The sequence below is a fragment of the Georgenia deserti genome (assembly GCF_042680605.1).
In the GTDB taxonomy this organism is placed as follows: domain Bacteria; phylum Actinomycetota; class Actinomycetes; order Actinomycetales; family Actinomycetaceae; genus Allobogoriella; species Allobogoriella deserti.
Window position 1 is genome coordinate 361,470 of record NZ_JBHUEE010000003.1, and the last position, 11,867, is coordinate 373,336.

9 protein-coding genes are annotated in these 11,867 nt (G+C 66.4%); 6 read left to right on the top strand and 3 right to left on the bottom strand.

Annotated features, from left to right (window positions below; genetic code table 11):
• Positions 1–2,287: choice-of-anchor G family protein (locus tag ACFSE6_RS08420; protein ID WP_388004971.1), on the bottom strand; the 2,287-nt coding region annotated here is incomplete at its 3' end.
• 658 nt (positions 2,288–2,945) lie between these two features.
• On the opposite strand from ACFSE6_RS08420, the gene ACFSE6_RS08425 reads away from it, so the two are divergent.
• From ACFSE6_RS08425 to ACFSE6_RS08445, 5 genes are all read left to right on the top strand, one after another.
• Entirely contained in the window at positions 2,946–3,650 is a 705-nt protein-coding gene (locus ACFSE6_RS08425) for a hypothetical protein (RefSeq protein ID WP_388004974.1), read from the top strand.
• A gap of 176 nt (positions 3,651–3,826) precedes the next feature.
• Positions 3,827–5,080 carry an ABC transporter substrate-binding protein gene (locus tag ACFSE6_RS08430; RefSeq protein ID WP_388004977.1) on the top strand — a complete coding sequence of 418 codons (1,254 nt, stop codon included), beginning with the start codon at positions 3,827–3,829 and terminating at the stop codon, positions 5,078–5,080.
• A gap of 127 nt (positions 5,081–5,207) precedes the next feature.
• Positions 5,208–6,149, top strand: a complete 942-nt coding sequence (locus tag ACFSE6_RS08435; RefSeq protein WP_388004980.1) for a carbohydrate ABC transporter permease — start codon at positions 5,208–5,210, stop codon at positions 6,147–6,149.
• Positions 6,146–6,976 (top strand): carbohydrate ABC transporter permease, encoded by an 831-nt coding sequence (locus ACFSE6_RS08440; protein ID WP_388004983.1) that lies wholly within the window; start codon positions 6,146–6,148, stop codon positions 6,974–6,976. Before ACFSE6_RS08435 ends, ACFSE6_RS08440 begins: the two co-directional genes overlap by 4 nt.
• An 8-nt stretch (positions 6,977–6,984) precedes the next feature.
• A complete protein-coding gene (locus tag ACFSE6_RS08445; protein WP_388004986.1) occupies positions 6,985–8,166 on the top strand; it encodes a mandelate racemase/muconate lactonizing enzyme family protein in 1,182 nt (393 codons plus the stop codon).
• A gap of 18 nt (positions 8,167–8,184) precedes the next feature.
• On the opposite strand, the gene ACFSE6_RS08450 is transcribed toward ACFSE6_RS08445, so the two are convergent.
• A complete protein-coding gene (locus tag ACFSE6_RS08450; protein ID WP_388005017.1) occupies positions 8,185–9,192 on the bottom strand; it encodes a LacI family DNA-binding transcriptional regulator in 1,008 nt (335 codons plus the stop codon).
• 607 nt (positions 9,193–9,799) lie between these two features.
• On the opposite strand from ACFSE6_RS08450, the gene ACFSE6_RS08455 reads away from it, so the two are divergent.
• Positions 9,800–10,885, top strand: a complete 1,086-nt coding sequence (locus ACFSE6_RS08455) for an IS110 family RNA-guided transposase (RefSeq protein ID WP_388004989.1) — start codon at positions 9,800–9,802, stop codon at positions 10,883–10,885.
• A gap of 192 nt (positions 10,886–11,077) precedes the next feature.
• Here ACFSE6_RS08455 and ACFSE6_RS08460 read toward each other — a convergent pair whose 3' ends face one another.
• A complete protein-coding gene (locus ACFSE6_RS08460) occupies positions 11,078–11,584 on the bottom strand; it encodes a DinB family protein (RefSeq protein WP_388004992.1) in 507 nt (168 codons plus the stop codon).
• Positions 11,585–11,867: the final 283 nt, after the last annotated feature.

The following is an 11,867-nucleotide window of genomic DNA, read 5'->3' on the forward strand; positions in this document are numbered from 1 at the left end:
ACTGAACACTCGCCGTCGCATCCGGCGTGAAACCCTCACCAGTAACCGTGGTCGACTCACCCGGAGCAACCTCCGACGGGTCAACCGCGATCGAGGGGTCAATCGGGCCCGGACCGCCGTCACCCTCGGTGACAGTCAGCGGAGCCTCAGCAGACTCACCCGACTCATCGTCGGTACCGACCACAGTGAAGTCACCCGGCTCAGCACCCTCCGGAACCGGAAGGTCAACCGTGAACCCACCATCGCCGTCAGTCTCCGCCGGAACCGGCTCACCAACAGGCTCACCAGCCGGGTTCACCAACTGAACACTCGCCGTCGCATCCGGCGTGAAACCCTCACCAGTAACCGTGGTCGACTCACCCGGAGCAACCTCCGACGGGTCAAGGCCGATGTTCAGGTCAAGGCCGCCGGACTCCAGCACGACCAGAGCGGTCTCGACCTGGTCGCCGCTGGTCTCGTCCGTACCGCGGACGATGTAATCGCCCGGTGCGGCGTCCGCCGGCACCGGCAGGTCAACCGTGAACTCGCCGTTCCCGTCAGTGTCGACGTTGACCGGCTCGCCAACAGGCTCGCCGTCCGGCCCGATGAGCTCGACTGTAGCCGTGCTGTCCGGCGTGAAGCCGGTACCGGTCGCGGCGGTCGATTCACCCGGCTCGACCTCGGTCGGGTCGACCGTGAGGTCGAGGTCCGTCGCGAGGCCGCACGCGTCCATCCGAACGCCCGCGTTACCGATGTTCAGGCGTGCACCGTCCGCAGCCTGGACCAGGCCGAGACTCAACGCGGAGACCTCGAGGCTGGAACCGAGCTCGGTGCCGTCGGGCGCCGTGCACACCTCCGTGACCTGGCGGTTGAGCTGCAGCGATACCACCTGTGCAAGCATCTCGATGAACGGCTCGAGAGCGTTGCGGATGGGCACGGTGATCGCGCCAGTCTTGATGTCGTTGATCAGGGTGTTGAAGATCTCCTGACCAGCGTCACCGATGACGTAGTCGCGAACCGGCTGGACGACGCCGGAGATTGCCGGGCCGAGAGCGTTGATCGCTGTCGTCAGCGTCGCGCACAGCGCGCCACCACCCAGACCAGACGACTCGCAGTCGATGTTGGTCAGGTCCCCCATCAGGTTGAGGTCCCAGGTGGCCGTCGCGGAACCAGCGGGACTTTCCAGACCCGCGGTCATATGGAGCGTAACGCTACCCAGTGCTCCCTCGATGGCGCCGACGGCGATGTTCGTCGCCTCTTCCATGAGGTCGTGGACCGTCTCGGCGATCATGGGGTAGAGCTCGTCGTCGATCAGCTCCGTGTTGGGATTCTGGTTGTTGATCCCCGAGGGCTGACCAGGACGCAGATCTCCCGAGACGATCTGGTCGAGGTGGAGAGTGGCGCTACCCGTCGAGAAGTCGACGGTGAGGACCTCGTTGTTGGTCGTGATCGGCTCAGCGATCAGCGCCTGGAAGATCTCCTCCTGCATGTTCGACTCGACGGTGGCGTCGACCTGGACGCCGGCAGGCAGAGCATTGATGATGCTGCTCAGGTCGAGCACCTGGTTGACGGTGTCTTCCATCGTCCCGTCGATCTGCCCGACAGCGTCGTACATCATTCCCGCGGCCTCTTCGATCGCCGGGGAACTCAGGAGCACGCTCGCCTCGCCGGCCCGGTACTGACCGGGGCCGCCGACACCGTCCGGGTCCAGGAATTCACCGTTCTCGGCCACGACTTCGGCACCGCCGGCACCGAGTCGCATCGTGGCCTCGTCGACCAACAGGTCAGTGACGCCGTCGACGCCGGCCTCGTTGAAGAGGCTGAGGAGGTCGATCTCCGCCGCGCCGAAGTCGGCGTCGCTCCCGTCCAGCGTGATCGACCCGTCGCCTGCTGCGATTCCGGAGATGGCGCGGGCGTCGACCGGCGACGTGGCCTCCGACTCCGACTGCAGCGCGCCAATCTGGCCAAAGTCGATCAGCTGGTCGATCGGGATCTCGATGTTGCCGAGCTGGACGAGCTCACTGCCGAGGACGTCGACGTTCAGCGCCTGGCTGTTGGGCCCGGGGTTGGTCACCGAGCCGGCGTCGGATCGGCCTCCCCCAGCAAGGTCGATCCCGAGCACACTGGAGTCGATGTTGCTCGCCTCGGCTTCGGCGGGATCGTCGGGATAGTTGTCGACGGCGGCCGCTGCCGGCAGGCCGTAGCCCGCTACCGCCACCGTCGAGGCGGCACCCGCGGCGAGGCCGCGGCGCCACCATCTGCGGCGCCGATCAGGCGGGCCGCTTCGAGGTGTGGACAAATGCCTCACATTGCCTCCTTAACAGGCGTCATGAGATAGGCACCACTTTACTGGCGCTCGCACTGAACCATGCGCCAACAATGCTGGTCAAGCCGCTCTCTTACCAAGGGTGAGGAAGATTCTGAGGCTCCAGCGACGAGGGGGGCTCAGATGGACAACTTATGACCTCGCGAAACAGTGTCATCGCTGGTCAGCGTCGACAGAGGGCAGCGTCGCGACAAGAATTGACCGGCTCAGCTAACGTACGAGAAAAAGGGCAACCCGTGGCGAGACTTGCCAGTAGTCCTGTGTGCGAGTTACAAATACGTAAACTCAGCACGACAGCCTCAGCGAGCGGATTCTTTGAGCGCGGCCTGACGTTGACTCTAGGCGCCGACACGTGTCACGAACAGCGATTCTGAACGGCTTCACCCGAGTCTGCGGAGTGCCGCAGTCGACTGCGGTCCACCGCAGGCCTGCGATTCGGAAACCCGCAGTAACCGGATTGTGATCGACGCGACCTTGACGCCGAACAAGACCTGGGGGATCGGCCGTCCAGCTCCGGTACACGAGGACGGCGTGCCGAGCGATGGCATGGCGTGCCCACCGATGGACGGACTCGGCGCGGAAGGCAGCCGGCCGGCCGAAACAGTGCCGTGTCAGCGGCACCGTCGATAGCGTCACGTCCATGCACGTACCGCTCACGGACGACCGGTCGGCAGCGCGGCACGCGCTGCCACCCCTTCCGGAGCCCGATCCGGCTCCGAGCCGGATGATCGCGGTACGTGTCCTACTGATGGTCGGATTACTCGTCGGCGTGATCCAATCCGTCATGGAACCCGTCGATCGCCCACTTCACGAGCTTTTCGCGGGGCTCGAGCGCGGTGACGTCGAAACGGTCACCATCGTGCGTCCGGCGCAGGGCGCCGGCGCCTCCGGGGGATTTCCGGTGGAGTGGACGGGCGACGGTCGACCCGGGCGCGCGAGCTACCAGCTCGACACGCTCGACGGGAGCACCGCGTTCGACCAAGGTGAGGAGATCCTCGAGGCGGCAGGACGATCCCCGGAAGCGGTCGAGGTGACGATCCGGGACCATGTACCCGAGACGGGCGTCACGTGGCACCTGCTCGGTCTGGCCGGTGTGGCCGCGCTGCTGCTCCTCGTCGTCGGACCTCGACCTCGCCTCGCCACGGCGTGGGCGTGGTTCTGGCTCGCGATGAGCGCACCCGTCGTATGGCTCGCATTCGTCGTCCTCGAGCCGATGCCGTTCTGGCGCCGGGAGCCGCTCAACCCGCACCGGCGCCTCACCGGCGGCTGGGCCTTCCTCATCTCGATCACCGTCGTTCCCTACCTCGCCTCAACGCTGACCGCGGCAAGTACCTGGGTGCTCTGACGCAGACGCCCGTCCCGAACGCTCCCCCTTGACAAAACCGCGATATGGCTCTGCCCACGATCCGGTAAGTCAGATCGCACGACACTCGAGCGCCCACTGACGCCGGATTGCCCCTCCGACCGACGTCGCCTAACGTACGACTTTAACGATCAACCTCTCGTGCTGAGGAGTGTTCAATGAGGAGAGCCCCCGTGCGCCGCGCCACCGTTGCCGCGGCCACCGCCGTCGGTCTTGCCGTCGTAGCCGCCGCATGCGGCTCGGACGACGCCGAATCGAACTCAGCGGGTGGCGTCACCACGCTCACGTTCGCCGCATCCACGTTCGGCGACCCGGGACGCGGCCCTCAGCTCCAAGAGTGGGTCGATGACTTCAACGCCAGTCAGGACGAGATCCGTGTCGAGGCGGCGTCTGTCCCGTACCCCACGTTCGGGCAAACCATCCTGACTCAGATGGGAGGCGGAGAGGGCCCCGACCTCGTCCGGTTCGACATGCCGGAGTTCGAGTCGGCCTCCGCGGCGGGGTTGCTCGCGCCGCTCGACGACCTCGTCGACGTCAGCCAGTACGAACTTCTCGAGCAACCCGACCAGTTCATGGTTCACGACGGCGTGCGCCACGGCATCATCTTCGAAGCGTCCAACTACGCGATGTTCTACAACAGGGACCTGATCCCCGACCCGCCGACGACATACGACGAGTTCTTCGCCACCGCGCAGTCGGTCACTGATGGTGATGTGTTCGGCCTCGCCTTCCGCCAGACCGAGGCCGAGGAGGCCGGCGTCTGGCAGGACATCTTCAACTACGTCTACGGTTTCGGTGGTGCCTGGTCCGACGGCGAGAACCTCACCATCAACTCACCGGAGAACCTCGAAGGGCTCCAGGCGTATCAGGACCTCTACGACGCAAACGTCATCCCGCGGGGAGCCGACGCCGCCACCTTCCGGCGGATGTTCGCCGAAGGCAAGGTCGGAATGGAGATCAACAACGGCGGGTACGCCACACACCTGGCGTCCGAGAGTCCCGACCTGAACTTTGACGTCGCGCCGATCCCGTTCCCCGAGAACCGGCCGGGCGCCATCCTGGCGCCGATCGTCATCAACGAGTCCAGCGAGTCCCAGGAAGAAGCGGCGACCTTCATCCGCTGGGCCCTCGAGCCGGAGAACCAGGTCTCCTTGCAGGAGCTCCTCGGCGCCAGCAGTGTCGCTACACCGACCGAACGCAGCGAATCCTCGCTCGACGAGATGCCGTACCTGCCGACGTTCGATGAACTGACGAGCTCCAGCCTTCCGCACGTGGTCCTCGGTTTCGAGGACCAGACCCCGGAAATCCGCCGGATCGTCGTGCAGAACGTGATCGCCGCCCTGCAGGGCAATGTCGACCTCCAGACCGCGCTCGACAACGCCCAGCAAGAAGCTTCCGATCTGGTCGGCTGACCACCGGCCGGACGGCCGCGCCAGTTTCCCGCGAGGCCAGTTCCGCGACGGCGCCGGGCGAGGGACTCCGCCCGGCGCCGTCCCATCTTGACCGAAGGGTCACCTTGACCGGAGGACACCACTGACCATGACCGCGCTCGAACAGACAAGAGCGCCCGGCGCGAAACGGCGCCGGACACGCAGCGCCTCGGGAAGCGCCTGGACGCCGTACCTGTTCCTCGCCCTTCCCGCTCTCTACATTGTCCTGTTCCAAGGGATACCCCTGGTCCAGGAGGTCTATCTGAGCTTCACCCGCACCTCATTGCTGAACCCGACGAGCAGCCAGTGGGTCGGTCTGGAGAACTTCGCCGACATCTTCAGCCAGGACGGATTCCACCGGACGCTGCGGATCACCTTCGTGTATGTCATTGCGTGCGTCGTCGGGTCGGTCGGTGTCGGACTGATCGTCGCCCTCCTGCTCAATCGGGACTTCCGGGGACGCGGCGTCGCTCGGGCGCTCGTCACGGTGCCGTGGGCAGCCCCTGGCATCGCCGTCGCGCTGATCGCCACCTGGATGCTGAACCCGCAGTACGGAATCGTGAACCGAGCTCTCAACGCGATCGGCCTCGGCGTCCCGGGTGGATCCATCCTCGACAGTCCGGTCTACGCGCTGCCCGCGATTCTCGTGACCACCACCTGGCAGCTTTTCCCGCTCGCCTCCGTCGTCCTGCTCTCGGCGCTACAAGCAGTTCCGAAGGATCTCATCGAAGCCGCCACGATGGACGGCGCCGGACGCTGGCGCATCTTTCAAACAGTCACCTGGCAGGTGATCAAGCCGACCGTCGGACTGCTCAGCCTGCTCATGACCATCTGGTCCCTTCGGCGCTTCGAACTCATCTGGCTGATGACCAGAGGTGGCCCGGTCGGGTCGACGGAAACGCTGGTCATCGACCTCTACTCGGAGGCGTTCGACGCGAAGAACCTCGGCAACGCGGCGGCGATCGGGATGGTCGGGATCGTCATCTCGCTCATTGTCATCGTCGGCAGCCGGCTCGTCGTGCGCGGCGCAGACAAGGAGCGCATTCGATGAGCGGTCCGCGTATCGGCATGACGTTACGGGTGGTCGGTGTCCTCATCGTCCTGGGCATCGCCGTCTTCCCGCTGTACTGGATGTTCGTCACGGCCCTGTCCAGCGACGCTGACCTGTTCGCCTCGCGGCCACGCCTGATCCCCGACCTCACGCGTCTCGGCGTGTTCGTCGACGCGCTGGCGGCGGGCGACGTCGCGAACTGGCTGCGCAACAGCCTCGTCGTCGCCCTCGGCACGACCGCCGTCTCCGTGGGTCTGGGAATCCCTCTCGGTTATGCACTCTCGCGTTTCTCTTTTCGGGGAAAGCTGCTGACGACGATCGTTCTTCTGATGACGCAGATGCTCCCCGAGGCGCTGTTGGTTGTTCCGTTGTTCTCCTTGTTCGACCGCTTCGAACTCCTCGATTCGTTGGCCGGCCTCGTTCTGGCCAACGGCGCGTTCGTGCTCCCGATCGTCGCGCTGATTCTCAAGGGAGCGGTCGACGGCGTGCCGCGCGAGCTCGAGGAGGCCGGGCGGGTGGACGGTGCCCGCCCGTTGACGCTTCTCGTGCGCATCAACGTGCCCCTTATCGCGCCGTCGATCGCGGCAGCCTCGGTCATCGCGTTCTTCCACGCGTGGAACGAGTACGTCTTCGCGGTCACGTTCATCTACGCCCCCGAGATGCAACCGGCTTCGGTGGGCATCGCGAGCTTCATCGGAGAGGTCGGTACGCCTGTTCAAACCGTCATGGCCGTCGCCTTTATGTTCACGCTGCCGGCGGTGGCGTTCTATCTGTTCGCACAAAAATACGTCGTCGCCGGCATGACGGCCGGCGCAGTCAAGGGCTGATCCACCACATGAAGATCACTTCTGTCGACACCTTCCTTGTCGACTTCTATCGAACCAACCTCGTCATCGTGCGCATCTCCACCGACGTCGGCATCGTCGGGCTCGGCGAGGCGACGCTCGAGGGGAAGGAACGCGCGGTCGAGGGTGCGATCGCGGAGCTCGCCGAGGCCGTGACAGGACTGGATCCCACACGCATCGCCGGGACCGTGTACGAGCTGGCGCGGGACTGGTACTGGCGCGGGGGGCCGGTCATCATGACCGCGTTGAGCGCCCTCGAGATGGCCATGTGGGACATATCTGCCCGGGAGCTCGGTGTGCCGGCCTCCCGCCTACTCGGTGGAGCAACGCGCGACCGGATACGCGCCTACGCCAACGGCTGGTTCTCCGGTGCCGTCACTGCGGAGGATTACGCGCGGGCGGCGGTGCGAACGGTCGAGACTGGATTCCGTGGCCTCAAGTGGGACCCGTTCGAGAACTACGACCTGGTGATCACGACGCAGCAGCTCGACCGGGTGCTGGCCCAGATCGAAGCGGTCCGGTCGGCCGTCGGCCCCGATATCGACCTGTTCATCGAGGGTCACGGGCGCTTCGACGTCCGCCACGCAACGCTCGTCGCGCGCGAGATCGCCCAGTTCGACCCGGTCTGGTTCGAAGAACCGTGTCCCCCCGACAATCTCGACGCCCTCATCGACATCCGGAAGAAGTCACCCGTTCCGATCGCCGCCGGCGAGCGTTGGTTCGGGCGTCAAGGCTTCTTCCCGGCGCTGTCCCGGCAGGCCGTCGACTTCGTCCAACCCGATGTCACCCACGCGGGCGGCCTTTCCGAACTCGCGTTCATCTCCAACCTCGCCGCCGTGAACTACGTCGGATTCGCCCCGCACAACCCCAGCGGGCCGCTGAGCACCGCCGCCACCTTGCAACTCGCCGCCACGCTCCCCAACTTCCGGTACCTGGAGATCATGGCGACCGACGTCCCCTGGCGACCTGACATCACCAACGAGCGGTTGACGTTGACGCCCGAGGGCGATGTCCTCGTCCCCACGGACGTCGGGCTCGGTATCGACATCGACGAGGAAGCGATAGCGCGGCATCCGTTCACGCCGCGTCCCATGCAACTCTTCCGTGATGCCGTGTACGACATACGCCCACCGGATGCGCGCTCGTACTTCAACCTGAGCGCCACCGACTGAGTACGACCGGCACAGTCCTCAGCGGGTGGTCTCACGCAGCACCAGCTGGGCGTTGACCACCGTCGTCACCGCCTCGGGCGGGTCATCGGGGTGATCGACGGCGGAGATGCGGCGCTCGAGCAGCTCGAGCACCCGCTCCGCCATCGCATCGTTCCCAGGCTCGACGGAGGACAACCTCGGCACCAGGAACTCGGTCTCGGTGCCGTTGTCGAACCCGACCACCTGGACATCGTGCGGTATGGCGATGCCGAGATCCGTCAAGGCCCGGAGGACCCCCATCGCAGCCGCGTCGGTCAGCGCGAACACCCCGTCGAACTCGATGCCCGCCGCGTGCAGCTCCTTGATCGCACGTAGGGCCGTCCCGGGATCGAAGGACTCCACCTCGACGACCAACTGCTCATCGACCTCCACACCGAGCTCGGTGTGCGCTTCGAGGTAGCCGCGTGTCCGCAGCGAAGGCATGTCGTCCACATCCAGCTCCCGCCGGCCGCCGAAGATGACAATGCGGCGCGAACCGGTCGTGATGAGGTGGCGGGTCGCCGCGCGGGCACCGCCGACGTTGTCCATCATGACGTGGTCGTAGATCGTCGGGACCGGCGATTCACCGATGAACACCACCGGCGTATCGAAACGCAGCCGGTCGAGATCACCCGCCGCGACGCGCAGTGGGCTGACGATGACGCCGTCGTAGCGATGCAGACGTCCGTACGAGAGTGCTTCGAGTTCTCGTTCCGCGTCACCACCGGTGCGCTCGACCACGAGGTGCAGACCGCGACGCTCGAGGCCTGCAGCGAGACGACCGGCAAGATGCGCGTAGTACGGCCTGTCGATGTCCGGGACGATCAGACCGATCGCGCCGCTGCGACCGGCCCGCAGGTTCCGGGCGGCGAGGTTCACCTGGTAGCCGAGCTTCGAGACGATCTCCAAGACCCGCAGACGGGTCTCCGCGCTGACTCCCGGCCGTCCGTTGATCACGTTCGACACGGTCATCGCCGAGACGCCCGCTTCCCGGGCCACATCGATCATCCGCACCACACCGCCATCATCGCGCGTGCGCAGGTCAGACGCCGACACAGCCTGCGAGAAACACAGAAGAGTCGGGACACCGAACTATCGATGTCCCGACATGCCGTGGCAGGGTCACGGGATCGGTCTCGGGCTGGTCCAGTCCCGGCCGTCGAGACCATCTCGATGGCCCAATTCTGTGGGCCGAGCTCGATGACCTCGTCGGTGTCAAGGGCGAAGACAGCCGCGGGATCCAATCAGGGAGGCCACTCCGTCACCGCGGAGCAAAAGAATTACACGGCTTCTCGGGCGATGCTGCCTGAAACGTCTGTAAGTGTTCGTGGTGGCTGGCCTGGGGCTGGCTGGCAGGGTTAGTGCCGGTCGCTCGGCGTCCGTTGTGACTCCTGAATCGTCTGACCCCTCGTGGGTGTCGTGCCCGGGATCTGTCCATCGGGCGCTGGGTGCCGGCGCCGACCCTGGCCCACCACGATGGCTTGATCAGAAGCATGCCCGCCTGCGGGACTTCCGTCCCTATGGCGTGGCTCGTTACAGGCCCGCCTCGTAGTGACTCTCACCCTGGGCCGACACCGGCAACGACGTCCGCCCAGCGAGTGAGGAGAACATCGTCTTGTCCAGTCTGCCTGCCACCGTGGCTGACTTCTACCGGCACGTGGGCGGGGTCGACACCCATGCCGCGACCCACAGTTACGCGATCGTCGCCGCACCCACCGGTGCTCTGCTCGACCAGGCCACCTTCCCGACAACCGCGGCCGGGTTGCGCAGAGCGCGTGAGTGGATCGGCCGCCGCACCGAGGGTGACCTCGACGGCGTCCTGGTCGCAGCCGAGGGAACCGGCTCCTACGGCGCCGTGCTGGGCGATCTCCTCGAGGAGACCGGGTACCGGGTCGTCGAGGCCCCTACACCCCGCCGCGAACGCGGCCGCGGGAAGACCGACACCCTCGACGCGGTGCTGGCCGCGCGTTCGACACTCGCACTGCCACTGACCATGTTGCGGGACCGCCGCGCGGGCGAGGCCCAGGCCGCCCTGCAGGTGCTGACGGTGGCCCGGGATCAGCTCAATGCCGACCGGCTGCGATGCATCAACGCGCTCACCGCTCTGGCCCGCAGCCACGACCTGGGCCTCGACGCCCGACGCGCGCTGTCGGCACCGCAGATCTCCACGATCGCTGGCTGGCGCCGACGCGAGGAGACACTCGGCATCGCGACCGCTCGAGCCGAGGCGGTTCGCCTCGCCAAGCGGATCCTCCTCCTCGATCAAGAACTGTCCGACAACCGTGATCAGCTCACCGAGCTCGTCGCCACGCAGGCGCCCGAGCTGCTCGACCTGCCCGGCGTCGGCGCTATCACCGCCGCAGTGATCCTGACCGTGTGGTCCCATCCCGGCCGGATCCGTAGCGAGGCCGCGTTCGCATCGATCGCAGGCACCTGCCCGATCCCAGCATCGTCGGGCAACACCGTGCGACACCGGCTCAACCGCGGCGGCGACCGACGGCTCAACCGCGCGCTCAACACGATCGTGCTGACCCGGATGCGGACCGACCCGGGCACCCGCGCCTACCTCGACCGGCGCCTGGCCGAAGGCAAGACCACCAAGGAGATCCGGCGCTGCCTCAAACGCTACGTCGGACGGCAGATCTTCCGGACCCTGGCCGCAGCCCACCCGCCGCCCGAAGCGCCCGCATCAGCGGCTTGACACGACATAGAAGCATCCCGGGTATCGATGCCAGTAGTGGTGCCCCGGCGCTGCACTGTTTTGTGAGAGTCTCCAGCCCGCCCGGCTCTCATCGAGCCATGTCCACGGTTCCGCATCGGTTGAGAGCCCGTAGCCACCTCGAGCACAAGCCTCCGCTGACCGGAACACGGACCGACTACGCGCCACGAGCAGTCAGTCGCCGACGCTGCCGTCGATCATCTCGCGCAGGATGTCCGCGTGGCCCGCGTGCCGGCCGGTCTCCAGGATCACGTGCAGGTACACCCACCGCAACGTCAACTCGCTGCCCCGCGGTGCGTAGTCGAGGCTGTGCTGGGCGGCGATCTCGCGGGAGCGGTCGCACTCCGCCTGGTAGGCGCCGATGACGTCGTCGAGCGTCTCGTTCGGCTCCAGACGCAGATCGGCCTCCGGTTCTGCGTCGGTCCACGGCGGCGTGGGCAGCTCCGCGGCGGGGATCTGCCCGATCTGCTCGGCGAACCCGCCCAGTTCCACCCACCGCAGGTGTTTGATCAGGCCGCCGAGGTTGGTGCCGGTCGGCACCGGGCTGCGCCGGGCATCCTCCTCCGACACCCCGCGGGCCTTGCGCACGACGGCGTCGCGCAGGTAATCCAGGAACGTCTCGAGCTGCTCGCGCTCGCTGGCGGCGACCACGCTGCCGAGGACCTCACTGGGTCTAGCCACGGCCCGAACGTAGCACGCGGGCCGACGGCTGACGGAGCTGTTCGCGGCCGACGCCCACGGAGAACGCCCCTAAGGAGCCTTCGCTCGCGGCCCGTTGTTTCATGAGGTGTTGCATGAAAGAGAAACCGCCTCCTCCCAAGTCCTGTTCGACCTGGTCAGAGGCGGCTCCCACAACGTGCGCGAGGGGGTGTCCGGGCTCAGGACATCGGAATAGGGGTGTCTCGCGTCATCGGAATGGGCGTGTCTCGGGTCATCGGCATAGCCGGGCCAGTGATGGTCGGGC